The sequence below is a fragment of the Streptomyces sp. NPDC050610 genome, assembly GCF_040654875.1.
Taxonomy (GTDB): domain Bacteria; phylum Actinomycetota; class Actinomycetes; order Streptomycetales; family Streptomycetaceae; genus Streptomyces.
The window spans coordinates 9739-33239 of record NZ_JBFAIV010000049.1 but is presented as its reverse complement, the minus strand read 5'-3'; the positions used below and the strand labels follow the sequence as shown (position 1 = coordinate 33239).

The window sequence follows — 23501 nt, the reverse complement described above, 5'->3', positions numbered from 1 at the left end:
TGTGCGATCGCTTGGGCCGCCTGCAAGGCCGACCGATTTCCGTGGTCCCGCTCGAACTGCCCGTCGGCAGCCCGGACGGGCTCCTGGTCACGGCTGAGGACCAAGACTTCATCGTCTTCGAGCAGCGGATGGCCCCCATCCACCAGCACCAGGTCGTGCTCCATGAACTCGGGCACTTCATCTGCGAGCACGAAGCGACCCCCGTGATGCGCCCCGAAGCGAGTCAGCTGTTTCTGCCCTCGCTCGATCCGGAGCTGGTGCGCCGCGTCCTCGGCCGCGACCACACCCATTCCGAGGCGGAGTTCGAAGCCGAGTACATCGGCTCGCTCATCGGCCAGCGGATCGGCACCTGGGCCACGCAACGCATACGAGCAGTCCCGCCGGAGTACCAGGACCTGGTCGCTCGGCTGTCCACACTGGAAACCCCCCACACCGAGTCCGAGGCAGATGAATAGCGTCCTGTACCCGTGCTGTGCCGCCATATCGTTGCTCGCACTGTTCTACAAACTCAGAGTCCTGCGGACCGACCGGTCCCCGGCCCAGCTCGCTCTGGCAGCCAACTTCTTCTTCCACGTCGTACTGTTCGCGATATCCACCCCCGTCGTCTGGGTGGCCATAAGCCGAGCCGCGGGCATCGTCAACCTGTCCGGGCTCCTGTCCCAAAGCTCCGTGGTCCTCTCGGCCGCCAGCCAGCAACTGGTACTGCTGCACCTCTCCCACGAACGACGTACCGCCTGGCGCAAGGCTGTGCCCCGCCTGGCCGGACTCACACTGATCCTGGTGCTCATGGCGGTCCTGTTCTCCGCCGCCACCAGCCTCAAAGAGCAGCCTGATCACTTCGCTGCGAACGGAGCCCAGTTCTATCCGGCCTATCTGGGGGTCTACCTGATCGGCTACGCCGTCAACCAGATCGACGTCGGCATCCTCGGCTGGAAGTACGCCAAGGTCGTCCCCACGCCCTGGCTGCGACGCGGCCTGATCATGATCGCACTGAACATCCCGCCGTCCATGCTCTACGCCGCCTGCCGCATCGCGGACATCATCGCCGGCGTCACGGGACACTCCGGGGCGACATGGGAGCCCCTCGCCCCCTTCGCGGTGACGGTGGGCGTCTTCATCCAGACCATAGGGTGGACCGTGCCCGACTGGGGCCCCTACCTGAGCAGGATGTGGCTCCGCATCGATCACCGGTACGCGCTCCGCCAACTACGTCCCCTGCACCGCGAGATCACCGCAGCGGCGCCCGAGGTCATCCTGGACCTGGAACCGGGCAGCACCGTCCGATCCCGGCTCTACCGGCTCGTGGTGGAGATCCGAGACGCCCAATGGGCGCTGCGCATGTGGATGGACCCCTCCATCACCGAATCCGCCAACCAGCACGCCCGAGCCGCAGATCTGGAGGGCGCCGCCCTCGGGGCAACCGTCGAAGCCGCCCAATTGAAGGCGGCGCTGCACGCCAAGTCCCTTGGCCAGGAGCCGCCGGAGTTCACTGCCTCGCCGCTCACGGCCGAACCACAAGACCTCGCCACCGAGCTCTCCTTCCAACGCCAACTGGCCCGCGCCTTCGACAAGTCCCCGGTCGTACGCGCCGTCCTCGCCCAGCACGTCCCCCGGCCTCTTCCCGCGAAGGACCTCGCATGAGTGCCCCACCGGCCCTGGACCTGGCCCAGCTCCTCGACGCCGCACCCGGCGCAGACCCCTACCCGGCCTACGCACGACTGCGCGCCGAAGCCCCCGTGCACCGCGTCGCGCTCCCCGACGGATCCCTCATCTGGCTCGTGCTGCGCGAGGCCGATGTCCGCGCCGGACTCACCGACCCCCGGCTGTCGCTCAACCGCCGCCACTCCGGTGCCGGCTACAAAGGCTTCTCCCTGCCTGCGGCCCTGGATGCCAACCTGCTCAACATCGACCCGGCCGACCACCTGCGGCTACGACACCTGGTCGCCCAGGGATTCACCCCGCGGCACGTCGAAGACCTGCGCCAGCGCATACAGGTCACCGCCGACCGCCTCGCCGACCGGCTCGCCGCCGAGGCAGCCCCCGACCTCGTCGGCGACTTCGCCACGCCGCTGCCGCTCACCGTCATCGGCGACCTGCTCGGCGTGGCGACGGCGGACCGGGGGGACTTCTCCGGCTGGGTGACTGCCATGATCACTCCGGAACATCCCGGCCAGATCGCCGAGGCCGTGGACAGCATCCACCGCTTCCTTCTCCGCCTGGTGGCCACTCGCCGAGCCGCCCTCCAAGACGATCTGCTCTCCGCCTTGATCGCCGCCCGCGATGAGGACGACCGGCTCAGCGAGGACGAACTCGTCTCCCTGGCCTTCCTGATTCTGATGGCCGGGGTCGAAAACGCCCAGCACGTCATCAGCGGCGGCCTGCTCGCCCTGCTGAACCATCCCGGCCAGTTCGCTGAACTCCGGGCCGACCACGGGCTCCTGCCTGACGCGGTCGAAGAAATCCTGCGCTTCACCGTCCCCGGCCAGATGGCCATCCGCCGCTTCCCCACCGAGCAGATCGACATCGGCGGGACCGCGATCCCCACCGGCGACACCGTGATGCTCTGCCTCGCCTCCGCGCACCGGGACCCGAACCGGTACCCCGAGCCGGACCGCTTCGACATCCACCGCACGGACAACGCCCACCTGGCCCTCGGGCACGGAGTGCACTACTGCCTGGGAGCCCCGCTGGCCCGCCTACAGATCCAGACCGCCATCAGCACCCTCATGCGGCGCTTCCCCCACCTGGCCCTCGCCGACCCCCACGAGGAACCCCGATGGCGCTCCTCCTGGCGATCCCGCTCCCTCGCCCAGCTCCGCGTCACCGTTACGGGGCCACCCGACGGGCAGCTTCCCGGATGAGGCCGTACGTCACGCCCCGGTGCGTTCCGCGTCCGCTTCTACCGGTTCTTCCGGCGTCGTGCCCCACGTGCGCCAGGTCAGCGCCACGCGGTCGCTGTCGACCGTTCGCGAACCGCGCGAGGCGGCCGGGTAGAACGCGATCTGCTCCAGCATGAGCACCAGCACGCCCTTCTTCGAGGAAAGAGGGGCGTGCTTCCACCAGTGCACCAGATCACGGACACCCCCCAGGGGCGCATGCTTCACCTGCTCCAAGCGCCGCGCCTCCACCTCGGCATCCCGGATACGCTTCGACAGCTCCCCGTCAGCCGCACGGAACGCGGCGCCCGACAGCTTCGTACCGGCGTACTCCTTGCCCAGGTCGCGCTGCCGCGCACGATCGGCCTTCGCCCGCTCGCGCAGCTCCGCCGCCTCGGCCAGGACCCGGTCGCGCACCACCTCCAAGTGGCGTGCGACTTCCGGCTTGGCCAGCTCCGCCAAGACGTGCTCAGCGACGTAGACCTCGGCCAGATCAGCGTTGATGCGCACCTTGCCGCACCCGCCGGGATGCTGCGGCGTGCTCGGCGCACACCGGTAGCCACGGCTCCCGGAGTTGGAAGGCGAGGCGGTGAAGGGAAAGCCGCACAGACCGCACACGCTCAGGCCGCCGCCGGTGAGCAGGTACTCGCGCTGCTCGGCCCGCTGGTAGGCAGGCTTCTCCATCTCCCGCTGCGCTCGAAGCTGCTTGAACTCAGCCGGAGTGACGATCTGCGGCCCGCCGGTCTCCACCAACTCGCCCTGGGCGTCCTCTTCGAGCCCGGCGATCGCCGGATGGTCCAGCACCGCACTGAGCCGGTCAGGCCGCCACAGACCGCCGACCGACGTGCGGTACCCCGCGGCGTTCATCCACTCCGTCACCTCGGGGGGCAACTGCTTCGCCAAGCGGCGGCTGTGCGCCTGGCGTATCCCAGCCGCCTCATCCTCACGCACACGGCGATGCGCCGCGTCCTCAAACCCGTACAACCGTGGCACGTGAGCTCCTCGCCTCAGACCGACCCCCTTGTACCGGCCACCTTAGCGAAGGTAGGTCACATTGATGCAGAGCTAACGAATACCTCACGCGAGGGCATATGCCTACGCAGGGTCACACCCCAGGCCCCGCCGGCGCCTCCACCCCGAGCACCTTCCACAACCCGGCGGTCGGCACACGCACGGTGTCCCCCAACTGCAAGGTACGCACCGGGAACACACCGCCCCGAAGCAGCCCGTACGCCTTGTCCCGGCCGATACCCAGAGCCCGAGCGGCGGTCACCACGTTCACCGTCGCCGGCAGCGCCAGCAACTCCTCCAAGCACATCGCTCCGGCCGCCGCCGTAGGCCGCCCGGCATCTCCTTGAGCAGTCATCCCGTTGTCGCAATCTCCCCCGCGCCAACGTTGGAAGGACTGTACAGCAGTGTCCGACAACCCCCGCAAGATCGTGGGAGACAGCACAAGACACGTACGGAGACGTACGGACGATCACGGCTGGCCTCCACAGCCAGCCAGCAGGGGGTCGGATGTTCGAGCCGAGCTACTACCGGCGATGCCAGTGCCGGGGGCCGCTTAAGGACAAGGAGGGCAATCCGGTCTTCGATGCCGACGGCACACCGAAGATCGGGGACATCGGGCTGACGTGCCCAAAGCGCGGAAAGGGCCACGGCACCTGGTACTTCTACTTCGAGGCCGAGCCCGACGAAGGCGGCAAGCGCGCACGTGTGCGCCGTGGCGGCTTCACGAAACTGGACGACGCCAAGACGAAGGCGAAGGAACTGTACGACGCCGCCTCGGGCGGTACCGACGTGCTCTCCGACGAAAAGTGCGCAGACTTCTTCCTCCGCTGGATCGAGGCGAAGAAGTCGCTGGCCCGCACAACCCGCCACGGCTACGAGGAGCACATCACCAACTACCTGCTGCCCCACCTCGGGCACATCAAGCGACGCGACCTCAAAGCCCGCCACCTCGACAAGATGTACAACGCGATCGAGAAGGAGAACGCCAAGCGGATCCTCCACCGCCTGCGCGTCGATCAGCTCCAGCAGGACCGTGCCGACGCGCGCCGAGCCTGGGTGAAGACGGCGGGCTACGCCAAGAGGGAGGAGCGCCGCGCCACCCGCCGAGCCTTCCTCGACGCGAACGTCGCTCTCCGCGAGGGCAAGAAGGGGCTGCGCAAGACCACCTCCGCCGCCACCATGCACCGCATCAACGACACCCTCAGCTCGGCCCTCTCCTGGGGGATCAAGCGCGAGCAAGCCTTCTCCAGGCACTGGGCACAGCTCGTGGAGCTGCCACCGGTCACCCGGCCGAAGCCGCTCGTCTGGACACCCGAGCGCGTCGAGCACTGGAAGCGCACCGGCGAGAAGCCCGGCCCGGTCATGGTCTGGACACCGGATCTCACCGGCCAGTTCCTCGACTTCACCGCAGACGACTGGCTCTACGAGCTATGGCACAGCTTCATCTTCCTCGGCCCCCGCCGCGGCGAGATGGCCGCGCTGCCCTGGGCCGAGGTCAGCCTGGACGCCCTCTGGCTACGAATCTCCCAGCAGATCGTGGAGGTCGCCTACGAGCTGTACGGCGAAGCACCGAAGGCCGACAGCGTCCGAACCCTCTCCCTGAGCCTGGAATCCGGCGACAACCTGGCCGCCTTCCGCACGAAGCAGGCGCAAAAACGCCGCGAGTGGGGCGACGCCTACGTCGAGAGCGGCCGGGTATGGACGCACGAGAACGGCGAGGAACTGCACCCCGACTGGATATCCAGGCGCTTCACCCGCCTCGTGGAGCTGTCCGGCCTGCCACCGGTCCGCCTCCACGACCTGCGCCACCTCGCCGCCACCCTGTCCCTGCTCGCCGGACACGACATCAAGGTCGTCCAGGAGAAGCTGGGCCACTCCTCGCGCCAGATCACCTCCGACACCTACACCAGCGTCCTGCCCGAGATGCTGCGGGCCGAGGCCGAGTCGGTCATGGCGGTCGTGCCCCGCGATATCCCCTTCGACGTGCGCACACCACTGGAGATCCCCGAGACGGCCTGGCAAGGCGACATCGCCGTCTTCTTCGCCCACGGCGCACGACAGCCGGACGGTACCTGGCACGCCGGAGCCCAGATCCAACCGGGCTCCGGCCTCCTCGGCATGATCGCTCTCGCCGGCCGCGGCCAGGACGACACCGCCAACGGAACCGTGAAGTGGATACGCGACTACTGCACCTCGCACAACCTGGAGCTGGTCCGGGTCGAGAACTTCAACGATCAGTACCCGGAGGAACAGCGGATGGACTTCTCTCTCACGCGCTTCACGATCGCCCGCTCCGAGTCTCCGGACCTGGGCGGTTGGACATTGCCGCGGGGCCTGCCACCGACAACGGGGAGGTCCGCCCGCCGAAGCTCGCACAGGCGTCGGAAGGCGGCGTGAGGGCCCCTCCGTCCCCCGGACCGCCCCCGTGTCCCCTGTGTGTCCCCTGGATCTTGGTTTGAGGCAGAAGGAAGGGCCGCCACGGTTTCTGTGGCGGCCCTCGCTGTGACGTTTCCGCAGGTCAGAACGTTTCTGCACCACGAAGAAGCGGTGGGGCGGGTGGGACTCGAACCCACGGCCGGCGGATTATGAGTCCGCTGCTCTAACCGGCTGAGCTACCGCCCCGTAACGGCGCGTCGCGTACATCTGTGCGCGCCGTCTGCCGCAGCATAGCCGGTCATACGATCTGCTGCTCCTGAGGGTCCGCAACGTGTGACCAGCCTGTCCTTGAGGATGCCGATCGCCCCCGCGACGGTTCCACGGCATACGAAAAAGGACCCCGGAGGGGTCCTCTTCGCTCTGCTCCCCCGACTGGACTCGAACCAGTAACCCTCCGGTTAACAGCCGAATGCTCTGCCAATTGAGCTACAGGGGACCGCGCTCCCCCGACTGGACTCGAACCAGTAACCTGCCGGTTAACAGCCGGCTGCTCTGCCAATTGAGCTACAGGGGATTGCGCTGTGTGCCTCGAATGCACCCGGGTCCGGGCTCCCGGACGGCGTGCGTTCGCTGCGACACATACATTAGCGCAAGCAGGGGGGTGCTCCGCCAATCGGTATCCCGTGAGTGACCTACGGGAGCGACGGGTAGGCGCGCAGCACCGCCGACGCGGGTCGTCGTGGTCCGGAACCTGCGACGGGACGGACGGGAAGAGCCCGGAGCGTGGTCCCGGGCATGATCGAATGCGGTTCGACGCGAAGAACGCGAAGAAGGGTGGAGCGATGCGCTACCGGCTGACATTCCTCACCGGAGCAATCGTCGGGTACGTGCTCGGCACGCGGGCCGGACGCGAACGGTACGAGCAGCTGCGCAAGGCCGCGCAGCGGGTCGCGCAGAACCCGGCGGTGCGCAATACCGCCGAGTCCGCCGCGCAGAACGGCAGGGCCGCCGCCGCCAAGGCGGCCGGCGTGGTCGGTGCGAAGGTCGGCGACCGGCTGCCGGGCTCGGTGACCGAGCGGATGCGCTCGCTGCGGGAGCAGCGGACCCCGGCTGACGACGACTGGGGCACCAGCAACACGTGACGCTCGGGCCATAGGGCAAAATCGAGCCCCATGGGCATAGTCGCCGGATTGGACAGTTCTTCCGAGAGCACGCGCATCGTCGTCTGCGATACGGACACGGGCGCCGTGCTGAAGCAGGGGTACGCGCCGCACCCCGCCGACTCCGACGGGGACCCGCAGGCGTGGCTGATGTCACTGGGCGAGGCCGCCGCGGGCGGTCTGCTGGAGGGTGTGCAGGCCATCGGGGTCTCCGCGCAGCAGCAAGGGCTGCTCGCGCTGGACGCCGGCGGGGTGCTCGTACGCCCTGCCATGCTCGGCAACGACAAACGGGTGCAGTCGGCTGCCGCCGATCTCACCGACGCTCTGGGCGGGCGCGCGGCGTGGGCGCAGGCCGTCGGGGCGGTGCCGCAGGCGGGGCAGCCGATCGCCAAGCTGCGCTGGCTGGCGCGCAACGAGCCGGAGGCCGCGAAGCGGGCAGCGATGCTGCTGCAGCCGCACGACTGGCTGGTGTGGCAGTTGCTGGGGCGGCCGGTGCGGCGGACCACGGACCGGGGCGCCGCCTCCGGCACGGGCTACTGGTCGGCGGCGACCGGACAGTGGCGGCCGGATCTGGTGGAGCTGGCGCTGGGGCACTCGGCCGCCCTGCCGGAGGTCCTCGGCCCGTGCGAGCCCGCCGGGCACACCCCCGAGGGGCTGCTGATCTCCGCGGGCACCGGCGAGACCATGGCGGCGGCCTTCGGGCTCGGCGTCGGTCCCGGCGACGCGGTGATCTCGCTGGGCGCCTCCGGCTCGGTCTTCTCCGTACACCACGAGGCGCTGGTGGACTCGACCGGCACCATCACCTCCTTCGCCGACGCGACCGGCATGCACCTGCCCGTAGTGCACACGCTCAACGCCGTACGGGCGCTGCGCGGCACCGCCGAACTGCTCGGCACCGACCTCGACGGGCTCTCGGAACTGGCCCTCACCTCCACCCCCGGCTCGTCCGGGCTCGTCCTGCTCCCCTACCTGGAAGGCGAGCGGACGCCCCATCTGCCGCACACCGCAGGCACATTGGCGGGGCTGCGGCGCGAGAGCATGAAGCCGGAGCACCTGGCGCGGGCCGCCTTCGAAGGGATGCTGTGCGGGCTGACGGACGCGCTGGACGTGCTGCGCAGCCGGGGCGTCGAGGTGCGGCGGGTGTTCCTGCTGGGCGCGGCGGCCGGGCTGCCGGCCGTACGGGCGTTGGCGCCCGCGCTCTTCGGCGCGCAGGTCATCGTTCCGCAGCCGGCGGACTACACGGCGATCGGCGCGGCCCGGCAGGCGGCGTGGGCGCTGGGCGCGCAGCAGGGCACGCTCTCGTCGCACGAGCCGCCGCGCTGGCCGGCCGCCGCCAGTGAAGTCTTCGATCCGGGCGAGGAGTTGGCGGTGGGGCAGGCGGTGCGCCAGCAGTACGCGGCGGTCCGCGAGCAGATCCATCCGGGCGCGTTCGGGGACGGGCAGCAGGCCGACGGGCAGGCGTAGCCTCCACACGCCTCACACATCGCGTTCGCATATCCCGTACATCTCAAGGTGGACGGCGGGCCCCCCGCCGTCCACCTAAGACGGACCCGATGACCAGCATTGGGGCGGATTCGCCCGCCCCCTCGCGCCGATACCTTCTTGATCGTCAACCGCGGCGACCAGGAAGACGGGCCCCTATGTACGGCAAGGCGTTCGCCCCCGAGTACCAAGGAGCCCTCGGCTCCCGACTGTCCGTCAACTCCTCCTACGAGGAAGTGCTCGCCCTCGCCGCCGAGGAACTGCGGCGGGCCGGGACGGATCTCGAACGGGCGCGGGCCTGCCTCGCGGCGGCCGAGGCCAACCGGCGGCTGGGGCGGGTCGAGGAGGCTGGGCGCGCCTGGCGGGACAGCTACCGCCGGGCGCGCGCCGCCGAGGACCCGGCGGCGATGGCCTGGGCGCTGTGGAGCGGCGGGACGCTGGCCCGGCAGTGCGGCACGCTGCGGCTCGCCCGCCGCCTGCTGGCCGCCTCCGCCGAGCTGGCCGCCCGGGGCGGGGACCGCACCGCGCGCGGATACGCGCTCGCCGGGCTCGCGGAGACCGGCCGCATACAGGGCGACTACGCGGCCGTCACCGAACTGCACGAGCGGTTACTGGCCGAGGCGCGTGCGCACGGCGAGGCGCGGCACACGGTGTGGGCGCTGGAGGGCATCGCGCAGATGAACCGCAACACCGGCGCGTACGACACGGCGCTCGCCCAGTTCGAGGAGGCGGCGCGGATAGCCGAGACCGCGCACGACGCGCGCGGCCACGCCTGGGCGCTGCGCGGTGTCGCGGACGTGCTGTCGGTGCGCGGCGAGACCGGGCGCGCGCTCGCACTGCTGTCGCGGGCGGCGGAGATCTGCGCGGAACTGAATCTGGCGGGCGCGCTCGCCTACAACCTCAAGATGCGCGGGAACGTCCTCTTCCGCGCCGAACGGTACGCCGAGGCCGAGGAGGCGTACGCCGACGCCGAGCGCCGCTTCCACGCCATGCGCGAGCCGCGCGGCGAGTCACTGGCCCGGCTGGGGCTGGTCAAGACGCGCTCCCGCATGGGGCGTTGCCCGGAGCTGACCCGGCAGAACCTCGACGAGCTGCACCGGACGTTCGACCGTATCGGGCTGCATCACGCCCGGGAGATGGTGGAGAGGTTCCGGGCCGAGGTGTCGAATGGCGAGGATGCCGGGGGCGCCGAGGGCGTCGAAAGCGTCCGAAGTCTCCCAAGCGGCACAGTCGATGGCGGTGTCGTCGACGGGCCCGTCGCGGTGGGCTGACCGGCGGTCAGTCCAGGTAGCCGCGGAGCTGGTCGGCGAAGGCGTGGTCGCGGAGCTTGTTGAGGGTCTTGGACTCGATCTGGCGGATGCGTTCGCGAGTGACCCCGAAGATCCGGCCGATCTCCTCCAGGGTGCGGGGGCGGCCGTCGGCCAGTCCGTAGCGGAGCTGCACGACCTTGCGCTCGCGCTCGCCGAGCGTGGAGAGGACCGCTTCGAGGTGCTCGCGCAGCAGCAGGAACGCCGCCGATTCGACGGGGGACGCCGCGTCGCCGTCCTCTATGAGGTCGCCGAGCGCGACATCGTCCTCCTCGCCCACGGGCGCGTGCAGCGATACGGGCTCCTGGGCGAGGCGCAGCACCTCGGTGACCCGCTCCCCGGTGAGGTCGAGGTGGGCGGCCACCTCGTCGGGGGTGGGTTCGCAGCCGCGCTCCTGGAGCATCCGGCGCTGGACGCGCACGACGCGGTTGATCAGCTCGACGACATGGACCGGGACCCGGATCGTACGAGCCTGGTCGGCCAGTGCGCGGGACATGGCCTGCCGGATCCACCAGGTCGCGTAGGTCGAGAACTTGTAGCCGCGCGCGTAGTCGAACTTCTCGACGGCGCGGATGAGGCCGAGGTTGCCCTCCTGCACGAGGTCGAGCATGGTCAGCCCGCGGCCGACGTAGCGCTTGGCGACGGAGACGACGAGGCGGAGGTTGGCCTCGATGAGGCGGCGCTTGGCCATCCGGCCCAGCACCACCAACTTGTCGAGATCCAGGGCGAGTTGCGAGTCTAGGTCGGATGCGCTGCCGAGCCGCTCCTCGGCGAACAGCCCCGCCTCGACGCTGCGGGCCAGCTCGACCTCCTCGGCGGCGGTGAGCAGGGGGATGCGGCCGATCTCGCGGAGGTACTGGCGGAACAGGTCGGAGGAAGGTCCACTGGTGTCGGGCCGTGCTGGGGGATCGGGCAGCGCTTCCTCACCGAACATCTCGGACGCGGGCGGGTCGGCCTGTCGCACGACGGCCGGTGCCGCGTCGGTCAGGGTCTGGGTCTGCACGGGGGCGACCTCCAGGGTGATCGCTGCTCGGGCGGCAGAAGGATCGGGCACGGTTGCGGCCGAGCCGCCGTCCGTCCCGGACATCAAGAGCGGCTCCGCGGGGGACTCCGGATTCGATGGACCGGACCCGCGCTCCGAGGACTCAGGCACCACAAGCCAGTGTGGGGCACGACACACTCCCGCTACGAGGGGCGTGCGCGCACTTTCTGGGTCCGTTGCGTGACCGGTCGGCTACAGCGCGGGGGCGCGCCTCTCGCTGAGCGGAACGGAACGGGACGGCCCCGGGCGCGGGCACCTCTGAATGTGTCTTGGTGTCTCGCGCCCCGCGCCCCCGCGCCTTGCGTCTCGGCCTGGAGCGCGCTCGCGTCGGCCTGGAGCCGACCTGGAATCGGCCTGGGACCGGCCTAGAGCGCGTCCGCGCCGCGCTCGCGCAGCGCCCGGCCGTACTGCTGGAGGACCCACAGCTCGTTCTGCACGGCGGCCAAGTGGTCCGGGGCGGCCTGGGCGCCGAGGCGCACCATGCTCGCCGTCACCTCCGCGACGCGGCGCTCCACGGCCCGCAGCCGGACCTGCACCAGTTGGACGCCCGCGTACGCCTCGTCGACGGTGCGGCTGTGGATCGCCTCCACGGCCAGCTCGGTGACCATGGCGCGCACGGTGTTGTCGGGGGCCGCCTCGCGCACGCGCGCGAGGTAGTCGTCGGCGGCCTGGGTCACTCCCCCGGCCTCCTCGATGGTGCGGCGCACGGCCACGTACGGATCGGCGGTGAACTCGTCCTCGCCGTACGCGTCGAAGGCGGGGGCGACCAGCTCGGGGCGCTGGAGGGCCAGCTTGAGCAGTTCGCGCTCGGTGCGGTGGGCGGGGCTGCGCAGGTTGAGCGCCGGGCCGCGCTGGACGGGCTGGGCGGAGGCGGCCTGCGGTGCGGGCGGGGCGCCGCGGTGCGTACGGCCGCCCTGGTCGGCGCCGGGGCGCTGGCCGCGCTCGCGGGCCCAGCGGGCGAGCTGGCCGACCCGGCGGACCACGAACTGGGTGTCGAGGATGCCGAGCATGCCGGCGAGCGACACCGCGTACTCATGCTGGATGGAGCTGTTCTTGATGCCCGCGACGATGGGCGCGGCGGCTTCGAGGGCGGCGGCCCGGCCCTCGGCGGTGTCGAGGTTGTGCCGGCCGACGACCTGCCGGATCGCGAAGGCGAAGAGCGGGGTACGGGACTCCACCAGCCGCTGCACGGACTCGTCGCCCTCGGCGAGGCGCAGCTCGCAGGGGTCCATGCCGCCCGGCGTGATGGCGATGGACGTCTCGGCGGCGAACTTCTGGTCGTCCTCGAAGGCCCGCAGGGCGGCCTTCTGACCGGCCGCGTCGCCGTCGAAGGTGAAGACGACCTCGGCGCTCGCGTTGTCCATCAGCAGCCGGCGGAGGATCTTGATGTGGTCGCCCGCGAAGGCGGTGCCGCAGGTGGCGATGGCGGTGGTGACGCCCGCGAGGTGGCAGGCCATGACGTCCGTATAGCCCTCGACGACGACGGCGCGGCTGGTCTTGGCGATGTCCTTCTTGGCGAGGTCGATGCCGTAGAGCACATGCGACTTCTTGTAGAGCGGGGTCTCGGGGGTGTTGAGGTATTTGGGGCCGTTGTCGTCGTCGCGGAGCTTGCGGGCGCCGAAGCCGATGCACTCGCCGGTGATGTCGCGGATGGGCCACATCAGCCGGCCGCGGAAGCGGTCGATGGGGCGGCCGCCGCGGCTCTCCTGGGCGAGCCCGGAGAGGATCAGCTCCTTGTCGCTGAAGCCCTTGCCGCGCAGGAAGCGGGTGAGGTGGTCCCAGCCGGCGGGGCTGTAGCCGACGCCGAAGTGCTGGGCGGCGGCCTGGTCGAAGCCGCGGCTCGCGAGGAACTTCCGGCCGATCTCGGCCTCGGGGCTGTCGAGCTGTTCTACGTAGTAGAGGGCCGCGGCCCGGTGCGCCTCGACGAAGCGGATGCGCTCGCCCTGCTGGCGGCCGGGGGTGTAGCCGCCCTCCTCGTAGCGCAGGGTGATGCCGGCCAGGCCGGCGAGCCGCTCGATGGTCTCGGCGAAGGAGAGGTGGTCGATCTTCATGACGAAGTCGACGGTGTCCCCGCCCTCCTGGCAGCCGAAGCAGTAGAAGAGCCCCTTGGACGGGCTGACCTGGAACGACGGCGACTTTTCGTCGTGGAAGGGGCAGAGGCCCTTCAGGTTGCCGCCGCCCGCGTTGCGCAGCTGGAGGTACTCGGAGACCACGGCGTCGATCGGGACCGCGTCCCGGACCGCCTTCACATCGTCATCGTTGATCCTGCCTGCCACGCGTGAAGTCTACGGCCGGGGTCCGACACTCCCGAACCGCCGGGCCCCTCGGCCGCTGCTCGCCACGGTGGCTCGGGTCCCCGCCCGGCCCGAGTGGTCGGGCCTCCACCCCACCGTTCCGCCATTCCGCCGTTCCGCCGTTCCGCCGTTCAACCCCGGATCAACCGACCTTGATCATGAAGACGAGGTGCGGGCCGACGGACTCGATGACGAATTCCTCACCGACGACGGTGAAGCCCTGGTGCTCGTAGAAACCGCGCGCCGAGGTGCGGCCGTTGCACCAGACGGTCTCCGCGCCGCGGGCCGCGGCCTCCGCGAGGCCCGCCCGCAGCACGGCGACGCCGTAGCCGAGGCCGCGGACGGCCGGATCGCTGGCCATGCCGCGGAAGCGGTACGCGCGCCCGGCGCCGTCAGCGTCACCCGCGCCGCCAGCACCACCGGCACCATCAACGCCACCAGCCCCATCAACGCCCCCCGCCCCGTCCGGCAGCGGCTCCGGAAGGAAGGTGGCGCAGCCCCGTACGGCGCCGTCCTCGTCGTACGCGGCGACGTGGAAACTACGGCCGGGGTCGCCGTCCTCGGGGAAGACGGCGGCCTCCGGCGGCAGCCCCGGCCGCAGCACCGAGCGGCGCAGCTCGAAGATCTCCGCGACCGGCACCACTGCTGTACGGATGGTCATGGGCCCCAAGCTATTGCAGCAGCGAGGCCAGCGGGACCCCCGGGTCGGCGAGGGCCTCCGGGTCGGGGTGGGCGCCGGTGCGGATGAGCTGCTGGATGGGGTCGGTGACGTCCCAGACGTTGACGTTCATGCCGGCGAGCAGCCGGCCTTCCTTGAGCCAGAAGGCGATGAACTCGCGCTTGGAGACGTCGCCGCGGCAGACCACTTGGTCGTACGAGCCGGGCGGCGCGTAGCCGGAGTATTCGAGGCCGACGTCGTACTGGTCGGAGAAGAAGTACGGCACCCGGTCGTACGAGACGTCCTGGTCGAGCATGGCGCGGGCGGCGGCGGGGCCGCTGTTGAGCGCGTTGGCCCAGTGCTCGACGCGGAGCCGGGAGTCGAGCAGGGGGTGTTCGGCGGCGGCGACGTCGCCCGCCGCGAAGATGTCCGGATCGCTGGTGCGCAGCGCGGCGTCCACGGCGATGCCGCCGCCGCCCGTGCGGTCGGCCAGCTCCAGGCCCGCGCCCTCGGCGAGGGAGGTGCGCGGGGCGGCCCCGATGGCGGCGAGGACGTCGTGGGCGGGGTGCTCCTCGCCGTCGTCGGTGCGGACGGCGAGCACCAGCCCGTCCTGGCCGACGATCTCGGTGAGCCGGGAGCCGAAGTGGAAGCGCACGCCGTGTTCGCGGTGCAGGTCGGTGAAGAGCGCGCCGAGCTCGGGGCCGAGGACGGTGTGCAGCGGTGTCGGCTCGGACTCGACGACGGTCACCTCGGCGCCGTACGAGCGGGCGGCGGCGGCGACTTCGAGCCCGATCCAGCCCGCTCCGGCGATGACGAGGTGGCCGTTGTCGCGGCCGAGGGAGGCGAGCACGCCGCGCAGCCGCTCGGCGTGGGCGAGTCGGCGCAGGTGGTGGACGCCGGCCAGGTCGGTGCCGGGGACGTCGAGGCGGCGGGGCTCGGCGCCGGTGGCCAGCAGCAGCCGGTCGTAGTGGACGCTGGTGCCGTCGCCCAGGCGTAGGGACTTGGCGGCGCGGTCGAGGTGGACTGCGGGCTGGCCGAGGTGGAGTTCGATGTTGGCCTGCGCGTACCAGGACGGCTCGTGGACGAAGACGCTGTCGCGCTCCTCGTTGCCGATGAGGTAGCCCTTGGAGAGCGGCGGGCGCTCATAAGGGTGCTCGCGTTCGTCGCAGATCAGTATCACCCGGCCGGTGAAACCCTCCGATCGGAGGGTTTCGGCGGCCTTGGCCCCGGCCAGGCCCCCTCCGACGATGACGAACGTCCGGTGTGCATCCACCACTTCGTGCCTCCTAGCTCGCGCAGTACGTCTGCGCTTTCCGCCCCCCGGTCCCAATCGCCAAAGCCGAGCGTCCCGCACGGAGCGTGATGCCGGAAGAGGGACTGCGCCGGACGGCTCAGAGCGATGACACACGGTGGACGGCGATGCGCCGGCCCTTGCTGGTTACAGGGTGTCAGGTCCCTGTGACAGCCGTGCGCCCGGCCCGCCGTAACACGCTTCCGCGGGCTGCCGGCCCCGTCTCGGAGCCATGGTGTCCTGGCCCGTCGAGGCCATGGCGCCCCGGCCCGCGCGCCGGTCGCCGGAGCGCTCCTTGTCGGACCCCTTGTCGGGCTCCTTGTCGGGCCCCATCCCCGCCCAGGCCGGGTAGTCGACGTAGCCGCGCTCCGCGCCGCTGTAGTGGGTGGAGCGGTCCCCGGCGGCGGGCTCGTGGCCCAGGGCGAACCGGCTGACGAGGTCGGGGTTGGCGATGAAGGCCCGGCCGAAGGACACGGCGTCGGCGACGCCCGCCTCGACGATCGCGTTGCCGCTCTCCCGGTCGAAGCCGTGGTTGGCGATCAGCGGGCCGTCGAAGAGCTGCCGGTAGCGGGCGAACTCGGCGCGCTCGGGGGCGGCGCCGGGGCGGCTCGGCGCACGGCCGCGCAGGTGGAGGTAGCCCACCCGGCGCCGGCCGAGTTCGGCCACGACGGCGTCGTAGTCGGCGAGGGTACGGGCGTCCGCGGTGTAGGGATACGCGCCGTGCGAGGGGCTGGACGGCGGCCGGTCGGCGGCCGTCCAGTACGGCGACAGCCGCACGCCGACGCGGTCCGCGCGCCACGCGGCGCTCACCGCGTCGGCGACGTCGAGCAGCAGCCGGGCGGGGTCCGTGCCGTAGCCGTCGGTGCGGTGGTTCAGCCGCCGGTTGAGGAACTGCGCGAGCAGATAGGCGCCGTTGGCGGCGATCTCGACGCCGTCGAACCCGGCGCGGCGCGCGCGTCCGGCCGCGGCCCCGTACGCGGCGATCGTGCGCGCGATGTCCGCGGAGGTCATCGCCCTCGGGGTCAGGGTCTCCTTGCGCCCGTGCGGGGTGTGGACCGTCTCGTGCGGGTTGATCGCCGAGGGTCCGGCGGGCAGCGCGCCCCCGAGGTGATCGGGGTGCGAGTTGGCGCCGGTGTGCCAGAGCTGCGCCACGATGCGGCCGCCCAGGGCGTGTACGAGGCCGGTGACCCGGCTCCACGCGGCGACCTGCCGTTCGGTGTACAGGCCGGGGACGCCGCCGAAGCCGATGGCCTGTTCGCCGACCCAGACGCCTTCGCTGATGATCAGCCCGGCGGTGGCGCGCTGACCGTAGTAGGCGGCGTGCAGGTCCGTCGGCGTCAGGTCCGCATTGGTCGCGCGGGCCCGGGTCAGCGGGGCCATCACCACCCGGTTGGGGAGTTGGAGACCGCCGATGCGCGTGGGCCGCAGCAGCGGCTGGGGCCGGTGCCGGTGGGGTTCGGTGTGCTGGTCGTGCGGGTTCATCGGGGGTTCTCCTCGTCGCGTCGTTTCCGGTGCTGTGACGCTGACGGAGTGCGGCGCGGAAAGGTGACCGGTGAACGGCTACCCCCTCGGCGTGGAGCGGGTGGAGCCGGTGAGGCGGGTGCGCAGGGAGCGGGCGGAGGCGTCGGTGAGGGCGGCGATCTGGTCGATGACGGCGCGCAGCCGGGCCGTGTCGTCGGGCGCGGCCGTGAACAGGGAGTGGAACTGCGGGTCGAGGCCGTCGGGGGCGCGGGCGATCAGCGCCTCGGCGAGTTCGGCGATGACGACGCGCTGGTCGGCGCGGAGCTTCTGCTGGGCGGGGCGCTGCATCACGTACCGGTCGGCGACGGCCTTCAGCACGGCGCATTCGAGGCGGGTGCCGTGCGGTACGACCAGTTCGGCGCGGTAGCGGGTGAGGCGGCCCGGCCCGTACGCGGCGCGGGTCGCGCCCTCGGCGGCGAGGCAGAAGCGGCCGATGAGCTGGCTGGCGGCGTCCTTGAGGCGGGCCTGGGCGACGGCCGTTCCGTCGTAGCCGTGCGGCCACCACTCCTGGTCGAGGAGGCGGTCGAGGGCGGCGGCCAGCTCTTCGGGGTCGGCGCCGGGCGCGTACCGGTCGGCGGCGACGGCGAAGATCTCGCGCCGTTCGGGCTCGGCGAGCAGGCAGTTGGGGTCGATGTGGCCGGCGTGCAGGCCGTCCTCGACGTCGTGCACGGAGTACGCGACGTCGTCGGACCAGTCCATGACGTGCGCCTCGAAGCTCTTGCCGTCCTTGGGCGCGCCCTGGCGCAGCCATTCGAAGACCGGCACGTCGTCGGCGTAGACGCCGAACTTCGGCGAGGTGGGGTCCGAGGGGTGGCCGCCGCGCGCCCAGGGGTACTTGGTGGCGGCGTCCAGGGCGGCGCGGGTGAGGTTGAGGCCGACGCTGACCAGTTCGCCGCTGCCGGGTTCGGTGGTGAACCGTTTCGGTTCGAGGCGGGCCAGCAGCCGCAGCGACTGCGCGTTGCCCTCGAAGCCGCCGCAGCCCTCGGCGACCTCGTTGAGCGCCTGCTCCCCGTTGTGGCCGAACGGCGGGTGGCCGAGGTCGTGCGCGAGGCAGGCCACCTCCACCAGGTCGGGGTCGCAGCCGAGCGCCGCGCCCAGCTCGCGGCCCACCTGGGCGCACTCCAGCGAGTGCGTCAGGCGCGTACGGGGGCTGGCGTCCCACGCCTGGTCGCTGATGCCGGGCGTGACCACCTGGGTCTTCCCGGCGAGCCGGCGCAGCGCGGCGGAGTGCAGCACGCGCGCGCGGTCGCGCTGGAAGGCGGTGCGGCCCGGCCGCTTGTCGGGCTCGGCCGCCCGCCGCTCCAGGTCCGACGGTTCGTATCCGCCGATGCCGGGATTTTCGGACGCGGTACCCGCTGTGCCGTTCATACCCCCGACGGTAACCGCCGCCTGTGACACGAGCGACGGCGTGCACGGCGCGGTGTCCGGTTCGCGGCGGTGTCCCCGCGCGCCCGGCGGCGCCGGGGGCCGGTCCGTCCCTGGGGCGGCGGGCGCGCGCCGCCGGGCCGCCGCGCGGGGATGACGACCGGATTCAGCCCCTCCCGGCCGCCGCCCGTATACCGCCGCTCCTCAGCGCGCGTCGGGCTCCATGAAGTACTGCGCGTCGGGCTCCCCTGAGGTGCCTCGCCTCAGTGCGCGTCGACCTCCTTGAGGTACCGCGCGCGGGTCTCCTCGTCCAGGAACGAGGCGTGGAAGGAGTTGCGCGCCAGGGTGCGCAGCGTCTCGTCGTCGAGGCCGAGCGCGTCCCGTACGCCGGTGAAGTTGTCGTCGGCGTAGCCCCCGAAATAGGCGGGGTCGTCGGAGTTGACGGTGACCAGCAGGCCGGCGTCGAGCATGGCGGGCAGCGGGTGGTCGGCCAGCTTGTCGATGACGCGCAACCGTACGTTCGACAGCGGGCACAGCGTCAGCGGCGTCCGCTCGGCGGCGAGGCGGGCGACGAGCGCGTCGTCCTCCATGCAGCGCACCCCGTGGTCGACGCGGTCCACGCCGAGGATGTCCAGCGCCTCCCATACGTACGCGGGCGGGCCCTCCTCCCCCGCGTGCGCGACGCACTTGAGGCCGGCCTCGCGGGCGCGCGCGTACACCTCGCGGAACTTCGAGGGCGGGTTGCCGACCTCGGCGGAGTCGAGGCCGACGGCGGCTATTCGGTGCAGGTACGGGCGGGCGGCCTCGAAGGTCGCCAGCGCCGACTCGGCGCTCTCGTCGCGCAGGAAGCACATGATCAGGCGGGTGGAGATGCCGTGCGTCTCCTGGGCGGCGTCGAGCGCGCGGGTCAGGCCCTCGATGACGGTGCCGATCTCCAGGCCGCGCGCGGTGTGCGCCTGCGGGTCGAAGAAGATCTCCGCGTGCCGGACGCCCTGCGCGCGGGCGCGGGCCAGGTAGGCGTCGGCCAGGTCCGCGAAGTCGTCCTCGGTGCGGAGCACCGCCATCAGCGCGTAGTAGAGGTCCAGGAAGGACTGGAGGTCGCTGAAGGAGTACGCGGCGCGCAGCTCGGCCTCGGAGAGGTACGGCAGCTCGACGCCGTTGCGCGCGGCCAGCGCGAAGGCCAGTTCCGGTTCCAGCGTGCCCTCGATGTGGAGGTGCAGCTCTGCTTTGGGTATCGGGGGCACGGGGAGGATCACACCTGTTCTGCTGGTCTGCTGGTCTGCGCAGCGACGGGACGAGGGCTGCCGCTGCTGCGGCTGGAGGGAATCCCCCAGGGTAACCAGAGACCGCGCGCCGCCCGGGCTCCGGGGCTAAGCTCCCGGCTCCCCCGGCTCCCCCGCCGGCTCCACCTCGGACGCCACCCACGCCAGGTACTCCGCGCCGCCGTGGGTGATCGGCGTCGCGATGATCTCCGGGGTGTCGTAGCCGTGCGCGGTGCGGATGTGGGCCGCGAGGGCCTCGTACCGCGCGGTCGTCGTCTTCAGCAGGACCTGCCACTCGCGGGCGGTCTCGACCCGGCCTTCCCAGCGGTACACGGAGGCGATGGGCGAGCTGATCTGCGCGCAGGCCGCGAGCCTGGCCTCGACGGCGCCGCGGGCCAGGGACTGGGCGGCGGCCTCGCTGTCGGTGGTGGTCAGGACGGCCAGGAACCGGGCGCCGGGTACGGGGGCGGGGTCAGGGTCGTGGTCGGACACCGTCAGTCGCTTCCTCGGTCGGGGTCGCGGTCGTGCACCGCGTCGTCGTAGAGCTTGAAGATCTCGTCGTCGTCGATCGGGCTGTAGGAGACCTTGGACGCGTCGTCGCCGTCCGGGCCGCCGCCGTTGAGGCCGCCGAGCACGCCGATCAGCTCGCCGGTCTTCGTCTTCTCGTTGAAGTGTGCCAGCCAGGGGCTGCCCGAGGTGCCCGAATAGAAGCCGTCGCAGTCCATGCGGAGCTGCCGGTAGTCCTTGAGGCGGCTGGTCATGGCGGTGCAGCGGATGGCGCGGTCGGCCGGGTCGTCGTCGGAGTCGGGGTAGCCGATGACGGTGACGCGGTTGTCGTAGCCGGGGGTGCGGGAGAGGACGTTTGCGCCGGTGACGGCCTCGATCTGCTTGCCCTCGGCGTTGCTCTTGACGGTGGCGAAGGCGAAGTCGAGGTCGGAGCCGTCACCGTAGTCGTCCCGGCGCGGGTCGGTGAAGGTGCGGTCCACGGCCCACACCCCGTACGGCTGCCGGTCCTCGCCCTTCTGGTAGTCCGGTACGAACGCGGCCTGGTCGCCCAGTGAGCAGTGCCCGGCGGTGACCAGCAGGTTGCCCTTGGGGCTGTGCACGACGCTGGCCGTGCAGTGGTGGTTCCTCATGTCGTCGCCGACATAGAAGAGGACCCCGACCGTGGGGATTCCGTCGAAGTGGCGGGCGCTGCCCGTGATGCGCTGGGCCGGGTCGTCGGCCCCGGCCGCCGCCCCTTCACCGCTTTCTCCGCTTTCTCTGTTTTCTCCGCTTTCTCCGTCGTTCTTGGTGTCGTCCGACTCATCCTGCGGCGGGGTGGCGGCCGACATCCGCGAGGGTCCCCAGAACCGCTGGGCCTTCGCGCTCGTCCAGTCGGCGTCCCGGCCGTCGCCGTCCGGTCTGGGCACGGCCGCGGCGAGGGTCACGACATAGAGTCCCGCGAGCACGGCCCGGCCCCACCTGGCCCGGCTCCATCGGGAAAGACGCACGTACACCCCCGCCGCTTCTGGAAGGTCACCGACAGGCTAGCCGTACGCACCTGGTTCACTCCCGTACCAAAACGATTTCCTCACCGTCTTTTCGTACATGCCCCGTCCGGCGGATTGCGTCCCAACAATCGGCGAACGGCTGCGGAACAGTGGTCCGGGCGGGCACGGCGGTCTCATCCGCCCCACTGGTCATAGCCGAGCTTGGCGACCAGCCCGACGACGACCACGACCAGCACCACCCGGACGAATCCGCTGCCCCGCTTCAGCGCCATCCGCGCGCCCGTCGCGCCGCCGATGAGGTTGAACAGGGCCATGGGCGCGGCGAGCTGCCAGAGCACTGTGCCCTGCACGGAGAAGGTGATCAGGGCGCCCACGTTGGTGCAGACGTTGACGACCTTCGCGGTCGCGGAGGCCGTGACGAGGTCCATGTGCAGGATCGCGACGAGCGCCAGCACCAGGAAGGTTCCGGTGCCGGGTCCGATCAGCCCGTCGTAGAAGCCGATGCCGAGGCCCGCGACGAGGATGGCGGTCAGCACCCGGCGGCGGGTCGCGGGGCCCGTCGCCGGGGCCGTGCCGAAGGCGGGGCGCAGCAGCACGAAGGCGAGGACCGCCAGCAGGATGACCATGATCAGCGGCCGTAGCACCGCGCTGTCGATGCCTGCCGCGAAGAACGCCCCGGCCAGTGAGCCGCCCGCCGCGGCGAGTCCGATGCGCACCGCCGTCCGTACGTCCAGCGGGGCCTTGCGGGTGAAGGTGATGGCGGCGGCGGAGGTGCCGACGATCGCCACGGCCTTGTTGGTGCCCAGTACGTACGCGGGGGCGACGTGCGGGAGGCCGACGAGCAGCGCCGGGAGTTGGAGGAGGCCCCCGCCGCCTACCACGGCGTCGATCCACCCGGCAGCGGCGGCGGCCAGGCAGAGCAGGAGCAGCGTTGTCACGGATATGTCATGGATCACCGGCGTGATCGTACGGGCCGCCGCCGAACCCGACTTCGGGCCCGATACCGGGTGATCTCACCCTCGGCGCTGCCCGGACCCAGACAGCCTCCTTGACCTCGCGTTGACGCCAAGTGGAAGATTAATGGCTGGTTTTCATCGCTAGTTGTCCGACAGCCCCTCGATTTCGTCCACTTGATCAGTAGTATTTTGCCGGCCTTGATCCCTCTCATCCCCTGGTCCACGGTCGCGCCCCCGGGCTCCTGGCTGCCTCCGCCGTACACCGTTCGAGGAAATCCATGACCCAAGCGTTCTCGGTAACCGGTGCCGCCGCCGTGGCCACCGTCGCCGTCGTGGCCCTGCTGGTGATCTGCGCGGCGCTCCTCACGGCCTGGGCGCTGCGGCTGCGCGGCGCGCTGCGGGCGGCCCGATCCGACATCGGGCGCCTCTCGGCCGACAACGGGCGGCTCACGGCCGGTTCCGCGCGCCTCACGGACGACTGCGCGCGCCTGACGGAGCTGGCCGAGGGGCACGCCGCCGAGGCGGCCCGGCTCGCGGCCGTACGGGCCGACTTCGACGAGGCGGCCCGCAGGGAGCGCTCGCTGCGCGATTCGGTCCAGGCGTCGTTCGAGTCGGTGGCCAGGAACGTGCACGCGATGGCGACGGTGCAGCAGCAAGTACTGGACGGGCTCGGCCGCGAGGTCTCCGACGCCCCGCTGATGGCCCAGGTCATGGAGGCCGACCACGCCGCCGCCCAGATGACCCGCAAGGCCCAGACGCTCCTCGTGATGTGCGGGATCTGGCCGGCCCGGCGCGAGACCCGGCCCGTCACGCTCTTCGACTGCGTACGCGGCGCGCAGTCGCGGATCGTGGAGTTCGGGCGGGTGGACGTGCACGGCGGGCAGTCGCTGTACGCGATGGCGCCCGCCGTCGAGGGGCTCATGCACGCCGTGGCCGAACTGCTGGAGAACGCCACGGTCTTCTCCCCCTCCCGCACCCAGGTCGCCGTCTCCGTACGGGAGGTCGCCGCCGGGGCCGTCATCGAGATCGACGACGCGGGGCTCGGCATGCCGCCGGACGTGCTGCGCCAGGCCACCGCGCAGCTCCGCGACGAACTGGACCTGGCACAGCTGGGCGCGGTGCCGCGGCTGGGGCTCGCGTGCGTGGGCCGCTGGTCGCGGGAGCTGGGGTTCGGGGTGGAGCTGTCGACGGCGTCCGCGTACGGAGGGACGCGCGTGGTCGTGTTCATACCGCACCGGCTGCTGACCGAGCCCACGCTGGAGGAGCCGATTCCGGTCGTTGCCCCGCCGCGCCCGGCCGCGATGCCCACGTCCGTACCCGCGCCTGCCCCCGTACCCGCGTCCGCCTCCGTACCCGCGCCTGCCCCCGTACCCGCGTCCGCCTCCGTACCCGCGCCTGCCCCCGTAC

At 71.5% G+C, this 23501-nt stretch carries 20 protein-coding genes and 3 tRNA genes; 8 read left to right on the top strand and 15 right to left on the bottom strand.

The window, feature by feature from the left end:
- The first annotated feature begins 41 nt into the window (after window positions 1-41).
- From AB0I22_RS36130 to AB0I22_RS36120, 3 genes are read left to right on the top strand one after another with little or no spacing between them, the layout of a single operon-like run.
- A complete protein-coding gene (locus AB0I22_RS36130; RefSeq protein ID WP_363135255.1) occupies window positions 42-455 on the top strand; it encodes a hypothetical protein in 414 nt (137 codons plus the stop codon).
- Window positions 448-1641, top strand: coding sequence for an MAB_1171c family putative transporter (locus AB0I22_RS36125; RefSeq protein ID WP_363135254.1), 1194 nt, complete (start codon window positions 448-450; stop codon window positions 1639-1641). Before AB0I22_RS36130 ends, AB0I22_RS36125 begins: the two co-directional genes overlap by 8 nt.
- The gene (locus AB0I22_RS36120; RefSeq protein ID WP_363135253.1) at window positions 1638-2861 is read left to right on the top strand and encodes a cytochrome P450; all 1224 of its coding nucleotides are present in this window, start codon (window positions 1638-1640) and stop codon (window positions 2859-2861) included. Before AB0I22_RS36125 ends, AB0I22_RS36120 begins: the two co-directional genes overlap by 4 nt.
- A gap of 9 nt (window positions 2862-2870) precedes the next feature.
- Here AB0I22_RS36120 and AB0I22_RS36115 read toward each other — a convergent pair whose 3' ends face one another.
- Both AB0I22_RS36115 and AB0I22_RS36110 read right to left on the bottom strand, forming a co-directional pair.
- Window positions 2871-3827 carry a recombinase zinc beta ribbon domain-containing protein gene (locus AB0I22_RS36115; RefSeq protein ID WP_363135271.1) on the bottom strand — a complete coding sequence of 319 codons (957 nt, stop codon included), beginning with the start codon at window positions 3825-3827 and terminating at the stop codon, window positions 2871-2873.
- A 154-nt stretch (window positions 3828-3981) separates the two neighbouring features.
- Window positions 3982-4194 carry a DNA-binding protein gene (locus tag AB0I22_RS36110; RefSeq protein WP_363135270.1) on the bottom strand — a complete coding sequence of 71 codons (213 nt, stop codon included), beginning with the start codon at window positions 4192-4194 and terminating at the stop codon, window positions 3982-3984.
- Between the two features lie 200 nt (window positions 4195-4394).
- Between AB0I22_RS36110 and AB0I22_RS36105 the strand changes: the two genes are divergently transcribed.
- Window positions 4395-6284, top strand: a complete 1890-nt coding sequence (locus AB0I22_RS36105) for a tyrosine-type recombinase/integrase (RefSeq protein WP_363135252.1) — start codon at window positions 4395-4397, stop codon at window positions 6282-6284.
- A 151-nt stretch (window positions 6285-6435) separates the two neighbouring features.
- Here AB0I22_RS36105 and AB0I22_RS36100 read toward each other — a convergent pair.
- The 3 genes from AB0I22_RS36100 to AB0I22_RS36090 all read right to left on the bottom strand — a co-directional run bounded on the left by AB0I22_RS36100 (window position 6436) and on the right by AB0I22_RS36090 (window position 6837).
- A tRNA-Ile gene (locus tag AB0I22_RS36100) sits at window positions 6436-6509 on the bottom strand.
- A 177-nt stretch (window positions 6510-6686) separates the two neighbouring features.
- Window positions 6687-6759 (bottom strand) — tRNA-Asn (locus AB0I22_RS36095).
- A gap of 5 nt (window positions 6760-6764) precedes the next feature.
- Window positions 6765-6837: transfer RNA gene (locus AB0I22_RS36090), tRNA-Asn, on the bottom strand.
- Window positions 6838-7105: 268 nt separating this feature from the next.
- Between AB0I22_RS36090 and AB0I22_RS36085 the strand changes: the two genes are divergently transcribed.
- From AB0I22_RS36085 to AB0I22_RS36075, 3 genes are all read left to right on the top strand, one after another.
- The gene (locus AB0I22_RS36085; RefSeq protein ID WP_363135269.1) at window positions 7106-7405 is read left to right on the top strand and encodes a YtxH domain-containing protein; all 300 of its coding nucleotides are present in this window, start codon (window positions 7106-7108) and stop codon (window positions 7403-7405) included.
- 30 nt (window positions 7406-7435) lie between these two features.
- Window positions 7436-8887 (top strand): FGGY family carbohydrate kinase, encoded by a 1452-nt coding sequence (locus tag AB0I22_RS36080; protein WP_363135251.1) that lies wholly within the window; start codon window positions 7436-7438, stop codon window positions 8885-8887.
- Between the two features lie 176 nt (window positions 8888-9063).
- Window positions 9064-10176: a tetratricopeptide repeat protein gene (locus tag AB0I22_RS36075; RefSeq protein ID WP_363135250.1), complete on the top strand. Its 1113-nt coding sequence runs from the start codon at window positions 9064-9066 to the stop codon at window positions 10174-10176.
- Window positions 10177-10183: 7 nt separating this feature from the next.
- On the opposite strand, the gene AB0I22_RS36070 is transcribed toward AB0I22_RS36075, so the two are convergent.
- From AB0I22_RS36070 to AB0I22_RS36025, 10 genes are all read right to left on the bottom strand, one after another.
- Window positions 10184-11365 (bottom strand): sigma-70 family RNA polymerase sigma factor, encoded by a 1182-nt coding sequence (locus AB0I22_RS36070; RefSeq protein ID WP_363135249.1) that lies wholly within the window; start codon window positions 11363-11365, stop codon window positions 10184-10186.
- A 254-nt stretch (window positions 11366-11619) separates the two neighbouring features.
- Window positions 11620-13530 (bottom strand): DNA primase, encoded by a 1911-nt coding sequence (gene dnaG, locus AB0I22_RS36065; RefSeq protein WP_363135248.1) that lies wholly within the window; start codon window positions 13528-13530, stop codon window positions 11620-11622.
- A gap of 160 nt (window positions 13531-13690) precedes the next feature.
- Window positions 13691-14209, bottom strand: coding sequence for a GNAT family N-acetyltransferase (locus AB0I22_RS36060; protein ID WP_363135247.1), 519 nt, complete (start codon window positions 14207-14209; stop codon window positions 13691-13693).
- 10 nt (window positions 14210-14219) lie between these two features.
- A complete protein-coding gene (locus AB0I22_RS36055; RefSeq protein WP_363135246.1) occupies window positions 14220-15482 on the bottom strand; it encodes an FAD-dependent oxidoreductase in 1263 nt (420 codons plus the stop codon).
- 162 nt (window positions 15483-15644) lie between these two features.
- Window positions 15645-16979: an alkene reductase gene (locus AB0I22_RS36050; RefSeq protein ID WP_363135245.1), complete on the bottom strand. Its 1335-nt coding sequence runs from the start codon at window positions 16977-16979 to the stop codon at window positions 15645-15647.
- Window positions 16980-17057: 78 nt separating this feature from the next.
- On the bottom strand, window positions 17058-18386 hold the full coding sequence (locus AB0I22_RS36045) for a deoxyguanosinetriphosphate triphosphohydrolase (protein WP_363135244.1): 1329 nt from the start codon (window positions 18384-18386) through the stop codon (window positions 17058-17060).
- A gap of 260 nt (window positions 18387-18646) precedes the next feature.
- On the bottom strand, window positions 18647-19627 hold the full coding sequence (locus AB0I22_RS36040; RefSeq protein ID WP_363135243.1) for an adenosine deaminase: 981 nt from the start codon (window positions 19625-19627) through the stop codon (window positions 18647-18649).
- 126 nt (window positions 19628-19753) lie between these two features.
- Window positions 19754-20143 carry a divalent-cation tolerance protein CutA gene (cutA, locus tag AB0I22_RS36035; protein ID WP_363135268.1) on the bottom strand — a complete coding sequence of 130 codons (390 nt, stop codon included), beginning with the start codon at window positions 20141-20143 and terminating at the stop codon, window positions 19754-19756.
- Window positions 20140-21096, bottom strand: a complete 957-nt coding sequence (locus AB0I22_RS36030) for a hypothetical protein (protein ID WP_363135242.1) — start codon at window positions 21094-21096, stop codon at window positions 20140-20142. The genes cutA and AB0I22_RS36030 overlap by 4 nt, the downstream gene beginning before the upstream one ends.
- 215 nt (window positions 21097-21311) lie before the next feature.
- On the bottom strand, window positions 21312-22094 hold the full coding sequence (locus AB0I22_RS36025) for a TSUP family transporter (protein WP_363135241.1): 783 nt from the start codon (window positions 22092-22094) through the stop codon (window positions 21312-21314).
- A 278-nt stretch (window positions 22095-22372) separates the two neighbouring features.
- On the opposite strand from AB0I22_RS36025, the gene AB0I22_RS36020 reads away from it, so the two are divergent.
- A partial coding sequence (locus AB0I22_RS36020; protein ID WP_363135240.1) for an ATP-binding protein occupies window positions 22373-23501 on the top strand: 1129 nt, incomplete at its 3' end.

Coding starts and splice junctions, on each gene's coding strand:
- AB0I22_RS36125 (WP_363135254.1), top strand. CDS start 448: ATGAATAGCGTCCTGTACCCGTGCTGTGCCGCCATATCGTTGCTCGCA.
- AB0I22_RS36050 (WP_363135245.1), bottom strand. CDS start 16,979: ATGAACCCGCACGACCAGCACACCGAACCCCACCGGCACCGGCCCCAG.
- AB0I22_RS36075 (WP_363135250.1), top strand. CDS start 9,064: ATGTACGGCAAGGCGTTCGCCCCCGAGTACCAAGGAGCCCTCGGCTCC.
- AB0I22_RS36120 (WP_363135253.1), top strand. CDS start 1,638: ATGAGTGCCCCACCGGCCCTGGACCTGGCCCAGCTCCTCGACGCCGCA.
- AB0I22_RS36060 (WP_363135247.1), bottom strand. CDS start 14,209: ATGACCATCCGTACAGCAGTGGTGCCGGTCGCGGAGATCTTCGAGCTG.
- AB0I22_RS36105 (WP_363135252.1), top strand. CDS start 4,395: ATGTTCGAGCCGAGCTACTACCGGCGATGCCAGTGCCGGGGGCCGCTT.
- AB0I22_RS36080 (WP_363135251.1), top strand. CDS start 7,436: ATGGGCATAGTCGCCGGATTGGACAGTTCTTCCGAGAGCACGCGCATC.
- AB0I22_RS36045 (WP_363135244.1), bottom strand. CDS start 18,386: ATGAACGGCACAGCGGGTACCGCGTCCGAAAATCCCGGCATCGGCGGA.
- AB0I22_RS36110 (WP_363135270.1), bottom strand. CDS start 4,194: ATGTGCTTGGAGGAGTTGCTGGCGCTGCCGGCGACGGTGAACGTGGTG.
- AB0I22_RS36085 (WP_363135269.1), top strand. CDS start 7,106: ATGCGCTACCGGCTGACATTCCTCACCGGAGCAATCGTCGGGTACGTG.